Here is a 14,452-nt window from a genome sequence, read left to right as displayed (position 1 = left end):
GCAATTTTCCTCTCGGCCTTACATGGTCGATAATGGTACTAATCACTGATGAAAGGGGAGTTCATGGCGGCCATGAAGCCACGGACCGGAGACGGTCCAATGGAGGCTGTAAAAGAGGGGCGCCTCATTATTGTGCGTGTTCCGCTCGAAGGTGGAGGCCGACTCGTCGTTTCCGTGAACGATGCAGAGGCCAAGGAACTCCACGATGCTCTCGCCGGGGTTGTTAACCCCGTCAAGTAGTCATCAAGATACACACGCTTTTAAGAGGAAGGCCGCCCCGTACCGGGCGGCCTTCCTTTTTGGCAATTGGGCTGCCGTCAGGCGCGCAGCTTCGTGATCTGCAGCAGGCCGTCACCGACGGGGGAAAGGGCGCTGATCACGGCGTTGCTCGACGCGATCTCGGTCAGCAGGGTACGGAAGCCGGTCGCGACGTCGTCGCGCTGGGCGGGGTTCGCGACCCGGCCGCGCCAGAGGGCGTGGGCAACGAGCACGGTTCCACCGGGGCGAGCCAGACGAAGGCCGTGCTCAACGTACTCGATGACCGACTGCGGGTCGGCGTCGATGAAGACGATGTCGTAGGAGTTCTCGTTCATGCGCGGCAGGACCTCGGCCGCGCGCCCGGTGATCAGACGCACCCGGTTTGCCGGGATCTTCGCGTCGAGATAGTTTGCCCGCGCGTGCTGCTGGTGGTCGATCTCGGTATCGATCGAGGTCAGGGTCGCGCTCGGCGACCCGGTGAGCAGCCAGATGCCCGAGACTCCCGCGCCGGTACCCACCTCGAGGATGCTGCGTGCCCCGGTCGCGGCGGCGATGACGGCGCTCTGCGCCCCGACCGACGGCGCGATCGCGTCGATACCCAGTTCGAGGGACTGCTGCCGTGCGCGCGCTACGGCGTCGGATTCCACGACAGAGTCGTCGGAGAATTTCCAGTTCAATTCAATGTCAGACACGATGCCACTCCAGTTGATGATTAGGTCAAGACTAGGGCCGTCGAGCCCGTGGTCAGGGGAGGCCTCGCCGGGGGTTATTCTGGGGATATGTTTGGGTTGACTTTCGAAAAGCTCTTGCTGATCGGGATCATTGCCGTCTTCCTGCTCGGTCCGGAGCGCCTGCCGTACTACGCCGCCCAGCTCGCCCGTCTGGTGCGCCAACTGCGCGACATGGCCAATGGTGCCAAGGATCGTATGCGTGACGAGATGGGGCCGGAATTCGACGACCTGGACTGGAAAAAGCTCGACCCGCGCCAGTATGACCCGCGCCGCATCATTCGCGAAGCCCTGCAGGAAGATCCGGCCGACCCCGGGGCCAAGGGGCAATCGGCGCCGGGCCCTGCGACCGTGTCGCGCGGAGCATCCGCCCCCGACTGGGCCGCGGCCCAACGCCAGCGTGCCGCCGACCGCAGCCGGACCGACGCCCGGCCCGCGCCCTTCGACTCCGAAGCGACCTGACCGGCCGCTGTACTGCCCGCTGCACCGCCTGCTGTACTGCCTGCTGTACCGCCTGCTGTACCGACCGTTAGTCAGGAGAAATCGTGTCCGATTCTGAGCAGTCCACGCCGGTGAAGCGCGTGAACAAGACCGTGTACGAGGTGGAGCTGCGCCGCCTGCAGGCCGAACTCGTCACCATGCAGCAGTGGGTGAAGGCATCCGGCGCCCGCGTCGTCGTGATCTTCGAGGGCCGCGACGCCGCCGGCAAGGGGTCGGCCATCAAACGGGTCACCGAATATCTCAACCCGCGCATGGCCCGCATCGTCGCGCTGCCGATGCCGACCGAACGCCAACGCGGACAGTGGTACTTTCAGCGCTACATCGAGCACCTGCCGACCAAGGGTGAAATCGTGCTGATGGACCGGTCCTGGTACAACCGGGCCGGCGTCGAACGGGTGATGGGCTACTGCACCGCCGACGAATACCGCCGGTTTCTGCATCAGGCGCCACTCTTCGAGCGGATGCTCGTCGAAGACGGAATCCTCGTCGTCAAGTACTGGTTCTCGGTCAGCGATCACGAGCAGGAGCGACGGTTCCGGTCGCGGCTCAACGACCCGATGCGGCGCTGGAAGCTCTCGGAGACCGACGTGCTGTCGATCACGAAATGGGCCGACTACTCCAAGGCCAAAGACGAGATGTTCGTGCACACCGATATCGCGGAGGCGCCCTGGTGGGTCGTCGAGAGCGAGGACAAGCGGGCATCCCGGCTGAACATGATCAGCCACCTGCTCTCACTCGTGCCCTACGAGCACACCGACCCGCCGAAGGTGCACATTCCGCCTCGCCCGCCGAGCTCGGACTACGAGCGCCCGCCGCGTGAGCTGAACCATTCGGTGCCCGACCATGCCGCGACCCTGAAAAAGAAGACCAAGAAGTCGAGGTAGGGTCGGCTCAGCGCGGCGAGATGCCCAGGCTGCGGCCGGACAGGCCGCGGGCCCGCGTGGCGAGGCGCGCGGCCACGGTCTGAATCATGACCGCTGCCGGGTCCTCGGGGTTCGACAGCACGATCGGCGTGCCGGTGTCGCCGCCACTGCGCAGCGGTACGCTCAGCGGCACCTGGGCCAGCAGCGGCACCTGGGCCAGCAGCGGCACGGATGCCGCGGTGTCCGTTGCCGCGATGGCCGTCGCCTCCGGCTGACCCTCGCTCAGCCGCCGGGCGACCTCGTGGCCGCCGCCGGAGCCGAAGATCTCGAGCACGCTGCCGTCGGGCTGGGCCATTCCCGACATGTTCTCGATCACGCCGTAGAGCTTCTGCCCGGTCTGCCGGGCGACGATGCCGCTGCGCACGGCGACGTCGGCGGCGGCTGGCTGCGGGGTCGTCACCACGATGACCTCGGAGTGCGGCAGCAGCTGCCCCACCGTGATCGCCACGTCGCCGGTTCCGGGGGGCAGATCGAGCAGCAAGACGTCGAGGTCGCCGAAGTAGACATCCGTCAGAAACTGCGAGATGGTGCGGTGCAGCATCGGGCCGCGCCAGGCGACGGCGACCGCGGGGTCGTCGACGAACATGCCGATCGAGATGACCTTCACGTCGTGGGCGACCGGCGGCAGAATCATGTCGCCGACCTGGGTCGGTTTCACCGCGAGGCCGTCGTGCACGAGGCCGAGCAGTCCCGGAATCGAGAAGCCGTAGACATCGGCGTCGATGATTCCGACGGCGAGGCCGCGGCCGGCGAGGGCGACGGCGAGGTTGGCGGTGATCGTGGACTTGCCCACGCCGCCCTTGCCGCTCGTGATCGCATAGATGCGGGTGAGGGAGTCGGGGCCGAACTGGGTGACGCGCGCCGCGGCGCCGCCGCGCAGGCGTTCGGTGAGAATGGTGCGCTGTTCGCGGGTCATGACGCTCACGACGACGCTGGCGTTTCCCGCGCCGACGACGGTCTCGGTCGCGGCGAGCACGTCGGCCTCGATGCGGGCGGCCGCCGGGCAGCCGGCAATGGTCAGGCGGATGCCCACGGTCGCCGTTCCCGTCTGGCTCACCTCCACGCTCTCCACCATGTCGAGTTCGGTGATGGGGCGGCGAATCTCGGGGTCGATGACCCGGGTCAGGGCGGCTCGTACCCGGGTTGCGGTGGTGTCGGTCTCCACCTCCGTGGTGGGGGAGTCAGTCAAGAGCCGACCTTCCGGTGCGTTCGCGTTCGGTGCGTTCCCGAGCCGAGCGGTTACGGTCGCCGCGGTCGGGCCGGTCGGTCTTGGCCGGGCGGGCGAGACCGGCTGCTTCGGCCGCTTCGGCGGCCTCGGCCTCGTCGGCCGCGTCGAGAATTTCCAGCAGTGCGCGAAGCTCGCTGCGGATGAAGTCCTTGGAGGCGAGGTCTTTCATGGCGATGCGCAAGGCCACGACCTCGCGGGCCAGGTACTCGGTGTCGGCGAGGGTGCGTTCGGAGCGCTGCCGGTCTTGTTCGAACTGCACCCGGTCGCGGTCGTCCTGACGGTTCTGTGCGAGCAGAATCATGGGTGCCGCATAGGACGCCTGCATCGACAGCACGAGGGTCAGGGCGATGAACCCGAGCGAGACGGAGTCGAAACGCCAGGCCGGTGGGGCAAGGGTGTTCCAGAGAATCCAGGAGATTGCGAAGACGGTCAGGCCGAGCAGAAACCACGGGGTGCCCATACCGCGGGCGATCGCTTCGGTGAAGCGGCCAAAACGGTCGTTGCCGGCGCCTCGACGGCCGCCCAGCGTGCCGGGGCGCAGACCTTTGGGCGCGTCGAGGCGCAGGCCCGCCTTGCTAGCCCTGGCCATGACCCGGTCTCCGAGCGCCCGGCAGCGGAATACTGCCGGTCTTCAGGTGGGTGCGCGCAACCGCCCGGCGGTGCACGTCGTCGTTGCCGTCCTGGCTGCGCCAGTCGTCCGGCAGCAGGTAGTCGAGCACATCGTCGATCGTGACGACCCCGACGAGCCGATGGTTGTCGTCGACGACGGGTACCGACACCAGGTCGTAGCTCGCGAGGATCCGGGACACCTCCGCGGCCGAGGTATCCGCTGTGACGGGGTCGAGACCCTGGTCGAGCAGCGTGCCGAGGCGTTCGTGGGGCGGGTAGCGCAGCATCCGCTGAAAGTGCACCATTCCCAGAAAACGGCCGGTCGGGGCCTCATAGGGCGGCAGGGTCACGCAGATTGCCGCCCCGAGCGCCGGGGCGAGATCGTGGCGACGGATGCGGGCGAGTCCCTCCGCGACGGTGGCGTCGGCTGAGACGATGACCGGCTCCGTGGTCATCAGGCCGCCGGCGGTGTCGGGGGCGTAGGAGAGCAGAAAACGTACGTCTTCTGCTTCCTCCGGCTCCATCAGGTCGAGCAGCTGCTCGCCGCGTTCCTCTGGCAGCTGGGCGATGAGGTCGGCGGCGTCGTCCGGCTGCATCTGGTCGAGCACGTCGGCGGCACGGGCATCGCCGAGAATCGTGAGGATGCCGACCTGGTCGGTTTCCGCCATCTCTTCGAGCACATCGGCGAGGCGGTCGTCGGGCAGCTCGCTCGCGACCTCGAACATGCGCTCACGCGGCAGGTCGAGCAGGGTATTGGCGAGGTCGGCGGGCTTCAGGTCGGAGTACGTCGCGATGAGCTGCTCGGCAGACTGGGCCTGACCCTCTGTCGACTTCTCGTGCACCTCGGCCCAGGTCACGAAGTCGGTGATTCCCTTGTTGAAGGGAGACGCCGTGGTCTTCGGGCGACGCACGAAGAGCTGGCTGATCTCCCACTCGGCTTCGTCGGTTTCTTTCATCGCGACGTCTTCGATGGTGGCGTCGCCGGTGCCGTCGTTGAAGGCGACCTTGCGGCCGAGCAGTTCGGCGATCACCCGCACCTCACCGCCGCGCTGCTCGAAACGGCGCACGTTGATGAGGCCGTTGGTGATGATCTGACCGCTGCCGATGCTCGTCACTCGGCCGATCGACACGAAGACCCGGCGTTTACCGGGGATTTCGACGATCAGTCCCACGACGCGGGGCGGGTCACTTTTTCGATAGACGACCAGAACATCGCGCACCTTACCGACGCGGTCTCCCGCGGGGTCGAAAACGGTGCACCCGGCCAAACGGGCGACAAAAACTCTGGTGGCACTCACAGTACAAATCTAGGCCACGTCGAGCGTTCTTCGGTCCGGGCGTCGGAGCGCCGTGAAAGAATGGTCCTATGAGCACACCGAGCCCCTTTCCCCGACGAGGCGCCGGCCTTCCTCCCACACTGCCCAAGGGCGAGGTTATGGCAACATACACGACCTACGCCGATGCCCAGGCCGCCGTCGACCGGCTCGCCAAGGCCGATTTTCCGGTCAAGCAGCTCTCGATAGTGGGAAACGACCTGAAGAGCGTCGAGCGGGTGACCGGCAAACTGACCTGGGGCCGTGTCGCGTTGGCGGGAGCGGCATCCGGCGCCTGGCTCGGTGTCTTCTTCGGCCTGCTGTTCTTCCTGTTTTCGCCGAGCGGCTCCAGCCTGCCGTTCGTGTTCGCCGCCGTGCTGATCGGCGCCGGCTTCGGCATGATGTTCGGGCTCGTGAGCTACGCCATCAATCGCCGCCGCCGCGACTTCACCTCGACGATGCAGGTGATCGCGAGCAACTACCAGGTGATCGTCGACGGCGCCCTCGTGAACCGGGCCCGTAACCTGCTCACCGGTCAGGGTGAGCAGGCCGTCGCACCGGTGCCCGTTCAGGCCCCTGCCGCCGACCCCGACGCTCCCGAGACCTCGCGCGACCCTGCCTGACCCTGCCTGACCCTGCCTGCCGTCAGAATCCGCGAAAGCGGATGAATCGTCGGTGAGCTTGTGGCTAACCGACGATTCACCCGCTTTCGTGGGGAGGTCTGCCGTGGGTTACGCGGTGAGGGTCGCGATCCAGGCTTCGACGTCGCCCGAGGTGCGCGGGATCGCGGCCGACAGGTTCTCGCCGCGGGTCTCGGTGACCAGGATGTCATCTTCGATGCGCACGCCGATACCGCGGAACTCCGCCGGCACGGTGAGGTCATCGGGCTGAAAGTACAGTCCGGGTTCGATCGTGAAGACCATGCCGGGTTCGAGCACACCGTCCATGTACATGTCGCGGCGGGCCTGGGCGCAGTCGTGCACGTCGAGGCCGAGGTGGTGGCTCGTGCCGTGCACCATGTAGCGGCGGTGGTGGCCGTTGTCGGGCAGCACGGCCTCTTCGGCGGTGACCGGCAGCATGCCCCAGTCGGCGGTGTGCTTCGCGATCACGGCCATGGCAGCGGCGTGCACGTCTCGAAAAATGGCGCCGGGGCGCACGACGGCGAGGGCGGCATCCGCTGCCTCGCGCACGGCGTCGTAGACCCGACGCTGCACGGGGCTGAAGGTGCCGTTCACCGGCAGGGTGCGGGTGATGTCGGCGGTGTAGTAGCTGTCGAGTTCGACGCCGGCGTCGAGCAGGATCACGTCGCCCGGCACGAGGGGGCCGTCGTTGCGGGTCCAGTGCAGAATGCAGGCGTGCGGGCCGGAGGCCGCGATGGTGTCGTAGCCGACGGCGTTTCCGTCGCTGCGGGCGCGGGTGTTGAAGACACCCTCGACGAGACGTTCGCCGCGAGCGTGGCTGCTCGAGCGGGGCAGATCGCGAATGACGTCGTCGAAGCCGCGCGCGGTCGCCGCGACGGCGAGGCGCATCTGGGCGATCTCGTAGGCATCTTTCACGAGCCGTAGCTCGGACAGGTCGCGGGCGAAGTGCACGTCGGGGTCGTGGGCGCCGTTGATCTCGATGCTGAAGGGCGAATCGGCCGCGTTCGAACCGAGCACCCGCTCGGCGGCAAAGCGCAGGCGCGCCTCGTCGACCCGGTCGGTGAAGGCCGCATCGGCTTCGCGCACGACGAGGGTCTCAGAATCGGTCAGGCCGAGCACCTCGGAGAGGTCGGCGATGCCGCGCACGGTGAGGCCGAGGTCGCTGGACACCTGGGCGATCGAGGGGCGGGGTCCGATCCAGAATTCGCCGATGTCCGGGTTGGCGTAGAACTCGTCGGAGTCGCGACCGGCGCGCTCACGAAAGTACAGGGTCGCCTCGTGGCCGTCGCTGCTGGGTTCGAGAACGAGCACGGCGCCGGGTTCGCTGTCACTGCCCCAGCCGGTCAGGTGGGCAAACGCCGAGTGGGCCCGAAAGGCATAATCGGTGTCGTTGGAGCGCTGCTTCAGGCTGCCGGCCGGCACGATGAGGCGTTGGCCGGGGTACTGGGCGCTGATGCGTGCGCGGCGCGCGGCCGCGAAGGGAGCCTGTTCGCGGGCCGCCGGCAGCGCGTCTTCGCGCTCGGCCCACTGGCTGGAAATGTACGACTTGAACCCGGCCGAGCCCGGGGTCGTCGATCGGTTTTCGTTGGTGCGAGCGGGAGCAGGGACGGTGTCGCGGGGAGCCGAGCCGGTGTTGCGGGAAGTAGCCATTCTTCCATTCTGGCATTGCCGCCTGAATTTGGCCCGGCATCCGTCGCCGTGGCGTCGTGCGGCGTCGTGCGGCTGCGTGAGGCTGCCCGCGGCCTCAGGGCGCCCCGGGCAGCGACTCGCAGGCAATGCCGTCGCCGTTGCTGTCGAGGCGGGCGACATCACCGTAGTGCGGAAAGTAGAACTCGAACCAGTCCTGGGCCTCACGCCAGCTGGCGAAGTCCGTGCAGTTCCGTGAATCCTGCGGGTTGGCGGGCACGTCTCCCTCTGGTGCGATGTCCTCGCTGCCGCCCCGCGCGGGAACGGTCACGATCGTGTTCGCGCAGGCTCCCACCAGAATGTCGTCCATCGCGGCGCGCTCGTCGATGTCGACGGTGAGTGCCCAGCGGTACTTCACCACCACCCATTCCGCCACGTACCGGCAGGACTGGTCGGCGAGCGGCGGCAGCCAGGCGCCGGGGTCCCGGTCGCCCTTGGACTGATTGACGTTGTCGGTGACCGCCTCGAGGCCGACGGCCAGACCAAGGTCGTTGGCGAAGGCGCGGCGCTGGTCGGCGGACCAGGCGTGGGCGCCCGATTGCCAAGCCTCGCTGAGCGGCACGAAGTGGTCGACGTCGACGTCACTCGGCGCGGTCCAGGTGGCACCGTCGTACCACGAGTACCACTCACCACTCGAGACCGTGCACCCGGACGAGAACGTGACCGGCACGAGTGATTCCTCGATCAGCACCTCCTGACGGGTATCGCAGCCGTCACCGTCGGCGTCGATCCAGTGGGTGAAGAGGTCACGGCTGTAACCGCTTGTCACGGGACTGGCCGTGCCGACTTCGGCGAACAGTTCGGTGACCGGAATCTGCGCCGATGTCTCAGCGGCAACCGCGGGAGAGGTGATGGCCAGGCTGGAGATGACGAAGAGCGGAAGAGAGAACAGGGCGAGGGCGTGCCTGGAGCGCATGGTGTCCGTTCGAAGCGGTGCGGTGCTGCTCGGCGGCGGTGCCGGGCGGCAGAGTCCCGAGGGGACTTATATGCACTGTAGGACGGCGACAAGTCCGGCAGGTGAACACCCCCGAACGAGGGCCGAATCATCACAGAGTCAGAACGCGCTCGAGAGCGTCGCGACGACCGGACGGTGGTCGCTGCCGGCATCGTCGAGCGACTCGATGATGCGCACGTCGTCGACCTGCCAGTTCGGGGTCGCCAGCACGTGGTCGATCGGGCTGCCGATCACGGCCGGCAGCTTCGTCGGCCAGGTGCCCACGGCGCCGGAGTCGGCCGCGCTCGCCGCATCCACGCACTCCCCGAGCACGGCGGCTGGCGACGCGGCACCGGATGCCGCCCGCCCGGCCATGTGGTCGACAGTCGCATTGAAATCCCCGGCCATGATCACATTCGCCGCAGCCGAACCCGTGTTGCCGCACTGCGCTGCCAGCCAATCAAGGTCCGAGCGCCAGTTCGACATCTCATAGCGGATGGGCGCGACGGCGTGAACGGCCACGATCGTGGGGCCGCTACCCGCCACCGGCGTGGCCACGACGGTGGGGAGCACGTTGGTGTTGCCCGGCGGGCCGGATCCCGCCGCCGAGGTGACGGTGTAGTCGCCGAGCTCGGGGCTGATCAGCAGGGTCGTCGAGCGGGCCTTGGAGACGAGGTCGAACGCCACGGTGTGCACCCACATTGGCCGACCGCCGGCCCGCATCAGCTCGGCAATGGCGACGCCGGCCTCTTCGGTGGTTTCCGGCAGGGTGACCACGTCGGCTCCTTCGGCGAGGGCCAGGTCGGCAATGGCCGTCGCACCGGGGGCATCGCCGAGGGTGTTCCAGCTGAGCACCGTGACGGCATCCGTGGTGCTGTTCGAACTGGTTCCGGTGTCTGAATTGCTGCTGCCGGCAGAGTTGCCGAAGCCGCGGTCGGCGAGAACGCCGGCGTTGGCGGCCCCGAACAGCACGGTGAGTACGAGCAGTGTCAGCACCGTACCGCGACGGCGACGAATCAGCGCGAGCGCCAGAAACAACACCGCTGCCGCGACCGCGACAACCACCAAGATGGCTCGGAACGAGACGGCGTGGGCCACGATCCAGCTGTTCTGCAGGCCGACGGCCTGTGGCCAGGTGAGCACAGCGAGGCCCGCCGCGAGCAGGATGGCGGCCAGCGCGCGCAGGATTCGACTGAACATTCGGGAGAACATAGACCAGTCAGAATAGGTGACGAATCTGGGCACACGCCGGTCGGCGCGGGTTGGGCGGGTCGGCCGCGCTCCCGGTGCCGGGGCGCCAGCGATCACGGCGCCCCGCGATCACGGCGCCCAACTAACATGGGGGAATGTCAGCACATGTGGGGTTCCCGGGCCCGATCGACCTGCACACGCACTCGAGCGTCTCCGACGGAACCGAAACGCCCGCCGAACTCGTGCGCGCCGCCGTCGCGGCCGGCCTCGGCACGCTGGCGCTGACCGACCACGATTCCACCGCCGGCTGGGCCGAGGCCGGCAGCACCGCGCGCGACACCGGCATCACCCTTATTCCGGGCATGGAGTTCAGCACCCGTGTTCAGTACGCGAGCGTGCACCTGCTGGCCTATCTCTTCGACCCGACCGATGCCGCGATCGTCGCCGAAACCATCCGCATCCGTGCCGCCCGATTGACCAGGGCCGAGCAGATGGTCGCGCGCATCGGGCTCGATTACGCTTTGACCTGGGCGGATGTCGTCGCCCAGACCACCCCGGATGCCACGGTCGGCCGCCCCCACATCGCCGACGCGCTCGTGGCGCGCGGTCACGCCCTGACACGCAGCGAGGCGTTCGCAGGAATTCTGCACTGGAAGGCAGGGTATTACCAGCCCCACTACGCGCCCGACCCGCTTCAGGCCGTGCGTCTGGTGCGGGCGGCCGGGGGAGTGCCCGTCATCGCGCATCCGGCGACCCGCGGGGTTGACGATGTGATGGCGGAGTCCCGCCTCGCCGAACTCGTCGACGCCGGGCTGTTCGGCCTTGAACTCGAGCACCGGGAGAACCGTCCGGAGGCCAAGGCGCGGCTGTATCACCTGGCCGAGAAGTATGGGCTGGCCGTCACCGGCTCGAGCGATTACCACGGCGCCGGCAAGCCCAACCGTCTGGGCGAGAACACCACGTCGCCCGAGGTGCTTGAGCGCATCGTCGCCGAGGCCACCGGTTCGGCTCCCGTCACCCCCTGACGGCGCACGACCTCGCGCGCTCCCAGCGCCGGAGCCCCCGCTGCGGGGCCAATTCAGGAGATTCAGAAACGCACGACAACGGATGCCCGCAGTTGCGGGCATCCGTTGTCGTCGTAGCCTCGGATTTCCTGATTTAGCCACACCCATCGGGAAGATTCAGGGAGCAGGATCACATCGTCCGGGGTGGGCGGTCCGACTTACTCCTGGGGGGAGCGGCGGCCGCGGCTGCGGCTGCGGCGACGCGGGGCGCTGTTGCCGTCGTGGTGCTCGGCGCCGCCCCCGTCGTGGGTGCCGGCGGCGGGGGTAGCAGCCGGCGCGTCGGGGTTCGTGGTCGAGCCGACGCGCACGCGGGTACGAGTGGGGCGGTCCGTGGTCTGGTCGCCGGCGCGGGCAGCGTCGGGGCGCGTGGACGTGCCGCGCGCGGCATCCGTCTTCACTGGCTCGGTGCGACCTGACTCGGTACGACCCGATTCGGTGCGACCTGACTCACGGCGCCCGTCACCGCGGCCGGCGGATGCGCCGCGACCGCCGGAGCGCGAACCGGAGCGAGCGCCGTCGGACCGCCCGGCGGGTGCGCCGGCGACGACGTCCTTGATGGGAGTGGCACGCAGACGCCCCTTCGAACCGACCGGGATGTTGAGGTCGGCATACAGGTGCGGCGACGAGGAATACGTTTCCATCGGCTCCGGCACGCCGAAGTCGAGCGCCTTGTTGATGAGTGCCCACTTGTGCAGGTCGTCCCAGTCGACGAAGGTCACCGCGATACCGGTCTTGCCGGCGCGTCCGGTGCGACCGACGCGGTGCAGGTACGCCTTGTCGTCTTCGGGGATGGTGTGGTTGATCACGTGGGTGACGTCTTCGACGTCGATGCCGCGCGCCGCGACATCCGTTGCAATGAGGATGTCTTTCTTGCCGGCCTTGAACGAGGCCATGGCGCGCTCGCGCTGCTCTTGGTTGAGGTCGCCGTGTACCGCCGTGGCGTTGAAGCCGCGGTCGCCGAGCTCTTCGACGAGCTTGGCGGCGGCACGCTTGGTGCGGGTGAAGATCACGGTCTTGCCGCGGCCCTCAGCCATCAGGATGCGACCGATGACTTCATCTTTGTCCATGTTGTGTGCGCGGTAGACGAGGTGTTCGATGTTGGCCTGCATGAGGCCTTCATCGGGATCCGTGGCGCGGATGTGAATCGGACGGTTCATGAAACGGCGGGCGAGTGCCACGATCGGGCCCGGCATCGTCGCCGAAAACAACATCGTGTGGCGGTCGGCCGGGGTCTGCGCGAAGAGCTTCTCGATGTCCGAGAGAAACCCGAGGTCGAGCATCTTGTCTGCCTCGTCGAGCACCATCTCTCGCACGTTGGCGAGGCTCAGCAGACGCTGGCTGGCCAAGTCGAGCAGGCGGCCGGGGGTGCCGACCACGATCTGCGCGCCGGCCTTGAGCTGTTCAATCTGGCCCTCGTACGCCTTGCCGCCGTAAATCGACACGATCTTTGTGTCGCGGCCCCGGGCAGCGAGCTCGAGGTCTTCGGAGACCTGCACGCACAGTTCGCGGGTCGGCACCACGATGAGGGCCTGCACACCGGGTTCCGGGTTCAGGCCGAGGCGCTGAATGACCGGAAGGCCGAAGCCGAAGGTCTTGCCGGTGCCGGTCTTGGCCTGGCCGATGATGTCCTGGCCGGCGAGGGCGAGGGGGATGGTCTGGGTCTGAATCGGGAACGGTTCGAGGATGCCCTTGGCGGCAAGGGAGTCGACCATGTCCTGGTCAATTTTGAGTTCGGAGAAAGTCACGAATGTATGCCTGTCAGTAGCTGGAAGCGGTATGCGCCATCTTTTGTCTTAGGCGCAGGGTCACCGAACCGTGTCGGTGACGTGAGGCCATCTTACCCGTGTCGTCTGCAGCCCCCGGGAGGCGCGCTGTCCTATGCTGGGCAGGTGAACCCCAGCTTTGGTCGACGCCCGCCGCGCACGGAGACTCCCCGCCTCAGCACGCGTGGTGCAGCGAAACCGACAACCAAAATGGATATCAGTTCGCTCACCCCGACGCTGAACCACTTTCTCGGTCAGTCGGCCTATTGCGAGCTGGGCGCCTTCGAAACCCTGGCCCGGGCGGTCTTCACCGCTCCTGACCTCGCCGCGAAGGAGGGGCTGAGTGCCGCCGCCGGCCGTGCGCTGTCCAAGCACCACGGACTGGTCGCCGAGATCCGTCGCCGCGAGGCCGACCCGGCCACCGAAATGGCTCCGTTCGCGCCCGCCCTCGACGCGTTCCGGGCGAAGACGCACGGCGCCGACTGGCACGAACTGCTGCTGAGCTGCTACCTCACGGGGGGCCTGCTCGATGACTTCTTCATTCGGCTCTCCGACGGGCTGCCGCGGGACGTGGGCCCCCGCATCGCCCAGCTGCTGGGCGATGACGCCGGCACGGAGGTGCTCGTGCGCGAACTGCAGACCGCCATCGCGTCCCAGCCCGCTCTCGGTTCGCGCCTGGCCATGTGGGGCCGACGCCTCGTGGGCGACACGCTGCTCGTCGCGCGTTCGGCGATGCCGGCGTCCGAAGCGGATGCCTTCACCGAGCTGCGCATCGAACCGGTGTTCACCGATCTGATCGCCGCGCACACCCGCCGCATGGACGGACTGGGCCTCACCGCCTGACGCACCGCCTGACGCACCGCCGGCATCCGGTGACACACGAAAAAAGCACCCTCGTCGCGAGCAACGAGGGTGCTTTGTGCGTTTCTCAGCGGTGCTGCGCCTAGTGCGGTGCTGCGCCTAGTGCGGTGCTGAGCCTAGTGAGGTGCCGGCGTGCCCGCGTGGACGAGCGTGTGCAGCATCCGCTGGTCAGAGAGCGACCGGGTGCGAGTGAGCACAATATCGCTCACGACGGATACGACGCCGGCCACAACCAGGGACACCGCCCAGATCCAGCCGCCGTCGTAGGCCCAGCCGAGCCAGGTCAGAGCGACCCAGACGAGCGAGGCGACGGCGGTGCCGATCGCCGGGATCAGGACCGATCCCTGGGTGGACCGGCCGGGCAGCAGATAGCGTGCGGCCAGGCCCAGAACGGTTCCGCCCAGGGCGACGAACAGCAGTTCCACGAGGGGAGTTACGCGACGAAACCGACGCGGCGAGACTCTTCCGAGCCGATTTCCACGTAGGCGAGGCCGACCGAGGGCACGATATAGACGCGGCCCTTATCGTCTTTGAGCTTGAGGTACCCGGTCTGGTCCGCGAGGGCAGCGGCAACCGCTTCCTCGACGACCGTTGCGGGCTGTGAGGTCTCGAAACCGATCTCACGGGGGGAATTGAAAATGCCAATGCGGATATCCACCAGGTATGCCTTTCGTCGACTCCGCTCAGAGTACGGCAGAACGGCGCGCCGACCCGACCGAGTTCACTGTCGGCGGAACCTTGTACCGTTGCAG

16 protein-coding genes are annotated in these 14,452 nt (G+C 67.6%); 6 read left to right on the top strand and 10 right to left on the bottom strand.

All coding sequences use genetic code 11. The features are described from left to right. The first annotated feature begins 63 nt into the window (after positions 1-63). Positions 64-240 (top strand): DUF3117 domain-containing protein, encoded by a 177-nt coding sequence (locus tag E3T55_RS09255; protein WP_119974726.1) that lies wholly within the window; start codon positions 64-66, stop codon positions 238-240. Between the two features lie 77 nt (positions 241-317). Here E3T55_RS09255 and E3T55_RS09250 read toward each other — a convergent pair whose 3' ends face one another. Further along, the gene (locus E3T55_RS09250; protein ID WP_134519254.1) at positions 318-950 is read right to left on the bottom strand and encodes an O-methyltransferase; all 633 of its coding nucleotides are present in this window, start codon (positions 948-950) and stop codon (positions 318-320) included. 87 nt (positions 951-1,037) lie between these two features. Here E3T55_RS09250 and E3T55_RS09245 point away from each other — a divergent pair, with 87 nt between their 5' ends. Together E3T55_RS09245 and ppk2 are read left to right on the top strand one after the other, a co-directional pair. Next, entirely contained in the window at positions 1,038-1,448 is a 411-nt protein-coding gene (locus tag E3T55_RS09245) for a twin-arginine translocase TatA/TatE family subunit (RefSeq protein ID WP_134519253.1), read from the top strand. 83 nt (positions 1,449-1,531) lie between these two features. Further along, on the top strand, positions 1,532-2,371 hold the full coding sequence (ppk2, locus tag E3T55_RS09240) for a polyphosphate kinase 2 (RefSeq protein ID WP_241992976.1): 840 nt from the start codon (positions 1,532-1,534) through the stop codon (positions 2,369-2,371). Between the two features lie 7 nt (positions 2,372-2,378). On the opposite strand, the gene E3T55_RS09235 is transcribed toward ppk2, so the two are convergent. The 3 genes from E3T55_RS09235 to E3T55_RS09225 are packed head-to-tail and all read right to left on the bottom strand — an operon-like array spanning position 2,379 to position 5,545. Next, positions 2,379-3,599 carry an Mrp/NBP35 family ATP-binding protein gene (locus E3T55_RS09235; RefSeq protein WP_134519252.1) on the bottom strand — a complete coding sequence of 407 codons (1,221 nt, stop codon included), beginning with the start codon at positions 3,597-3,599 and terminating at the stop codon, positions 2,379-2,381. Beyond that, on the bottom strand, positions 3,592-4,227 hold the full coding sequence (locus tag E3T55_RS09230; RefSeq protein WP_134519251.1) for a DUF1003 domain-containing protein: 636 nt from the start codon (positions 4,225-4,227) through the stop codon (positions 3,592-3,594). The genes E3T55_RS09235 and E3T55_RS09230 overlap by 8 nt, the downstream gene beginning before the upstream one ends. Next, positions 4,214-5,545 (bottom strand): magnesium transporter MgtE N-terminal domain-containing protein, encoded by a 1,332-nt coding sequence (locus E3T55_RS09225; RefSeq protein WP_134519250.1) that lies wholly within the window; start codon positions 5,543-5,545, stop codon positions 4,214-4,216. The genes E3T55_RS09230 and E3T55_RS09225 overlap by 14 nt, the downstream gene beginning before the upstream one ends. Before the next feature lie 68 nt (positions 5,546-5,613). Here E3T55_RS09225 and E3T55_RS09220 point away from each other — a divergent pair, with 68 nt between their 5' ends. Then, positions 5,614-6,183 (top strand): YflT domain-containing protein, encoded by a 570-nt coding sequence (locus E3T55_RS09220; protein ID WP_241992975.1) that lies wholly within the window; start codon positions 5,614-5,616, stop codon positions 6,181-6,183. Positions 6,184-6,291: 108 nt separating this feature from the next. On the opposite strand, the gene E3T55_RS09215 is transcribed toward E3T55_RS09220, so the two are convergent. The 3 genes from E3T55_RS09215 to E3T55_RS09205 form a co-directional block, all read right to left on the bottom strand. Next, positions 6,292-7,851 carry an aminopeptidase P family protein gene (locus E3T55_RS09215; protein WP_134519249.1) on the bottom strand — a complete coding sequence of 520 codons (1,560 nt, stop codon included), beginning with the start codon at positions 7,849-7,851 and terminating at the stop codon, positions 6,292-6,294. A 94-nt stretch (positions 7,852-7,945) separates the two neighbouring features. Next, entirely contained in the window at positions 7,946-8,803 is an 858-nt protein-coding gene (locus tag E3T55_RS09210; protein ID WP_134519248.1) for an excalibur calcium-binding domain-containing protein, read from the bottom strand. Positions 8,804-8,941: 138 nt separating this feature from the next. After that, positions 8,942-10,021: an endonuclease/exonuclease/phosphatase family protein gene (locus E3T55_RS09205; protein ID WP_134519247.1), complete on the bottom strand. Its 1,080-nt coding sequence runs from the start codon at positions 10,019-10,021 to the stop codon at positions 8,942-8,944. A gap of 146 nt (positions 10,022-10,167) precedes the next feature. On the opposite strand from E3T55_RS09205, the gene E3T55_RS09200 reads away from it, so the two are divergent. Continuing rightward, positions 10,168-11,037, top strand: a complete 870-nt coding sequence (locus E3T55_RS09200) for a PHP domain-containing protein (RefSeq protein WP_134519246.1) — start codon at positions 10,168-10,170, stop codon at positions 11,035-11,037. A gap of 197 nt (positions 11,038-11,234) precedes the next feature. Here the strand turns inward: E3T55_RS09200 and E3T55_RS09195 are convergent, their stop codons facing one another. After that, entirely contained in the window at positions 11,235-12,821 is a 1,587-nt protein-coding gene (locus E3T55_RS09195; protein ID WP_134519245.1) for a DEAD/DEAH box helicase, read from the bottom strand. A gap of 228 nt (positions 12,822-13,049) precedes the next feature. On the opposite strand from E3T55_RS09195, the gene E3T55_RS09190 reads away from it, so the two are divergent. Beyond that, positions 13,050-13,682 (top strand): ferritin-like fold-containing protein, encoded by a 633-nt coding sequence (locus E3T55_RS09190; protein ID WP_241992974.1) that lies wholly within the window; start codon positions 13,050-13,052, stop codon positions 13,680-13,682. Positions 13,683-13,816: 134 nt separating this feature from the next. Here the strand turns inward: E3T55_RS09190 and E3T55_RS09185 are convergent, their stop codons facing one another. After that, positions 13,817-14,125, bottom strand: coding sequence for a hypothetical protein (locus tag E3T55_RS09185; RefSeq protein WP_134519243.1), 309 nt, complete (start codon positions 14,123-14,125; stop codon positions 13,817-13,819). A gap of 8 nt (positions 14,126-14,133) precedes the next feature. Then, the gene (locus tag E3T55_RS09180; protein ID WP_134519242.1) at positions 14,134-14,358 is read right to left on the bottom strand and encodes a DUF3107 domain-containing protein; all 225 of its coding nucleotides are present in this window, start codon (positions 14,356-14,358) and stop codon (positions 14,134-14,136) included. Between the last annotated feature and the right edge of the window lie 94 nt (positions 14,359-14,452).

The organism is Cryobacterium frigoriphilum, assembly GCF_004403305.1.
Lineage (GTDB): Bacteria > Actinomycetota > Actinomycetes > Actinomycetales > Microbacteriaceae > Cryobacterium > Cryobacterium frigoriphilum.
Note: the sequence above shows the minus strand (reverse complement) of the source record. Positions and strands in the feature narration are given on the sequence as shown.

Bases quoted from the DNA above. Each gene is read 5' to 3' on its own strand.
- E3T55_RS09200 (WP_134519246.1), top strand. From the start codon at position 10,168: ATGTCAGCACATGTGGGGTTCCCGGGCCCGATCGACCTGCACACGCAC.
- E3T55_RS09205 (WP_134519247.1), bottom strand. From the start codon at position 10,021: ATGTTCAGTCGAATCCTGCGCGCGCTGGCCGCCATCCTGCTCGCGGCG.
- E3T55_RS09230 (WP_134519251.1), bottom strand. From the start codon at position 4,227: ATGGCCAGGGCTAGCAAGGCGGGCCTGCGCCTCGACGCGCCCAAAGGT.
- E3T55_RS09255 (WP_119974726.1), top strand. From the start codon at position 64: ATGGCGGCCATGAAGCCACGGACCGGAGACGGTCCAATGGAGGCTGTA.
- E3T55_RS09220 (WP_241992975.1), top strand. From the start codon at position 5,614: ATGAGCACACCGAGCCCCTTTCCCCGACGAGGCGCCGGCCTTCCTCCC.
- E3T55_RS09215 (WP_134519249.1), bottom strand. From the start codon at position 7,851: ATGGCTACTTCCCGCAACACCGGCTCGGCTCCCCGCGACACCGTCCCT.
- E3T55_RS09210 (WP_134519248.1), bottom strand. From the start codon at position 8,803: ATGCGCTCCAGGCACGCCCTCGCCCTGTTCTCTCTTCCGCTCTTCGTC.
- E3T55_RS09245 (WP_134519253.1), top strand. From the start codon at position 1,038: ATGTTTGGGTTGACTTTCGAAAAGCTCTTGCTGATCGGGATCATTGCC.
- E3T55_RS09190 (WP_241992974.1), top strand. From the start codon at position 13,050: ATGGATATCAGTTCGCTCACCCCGACGCTGAACCACTTTCTCGGTCAG.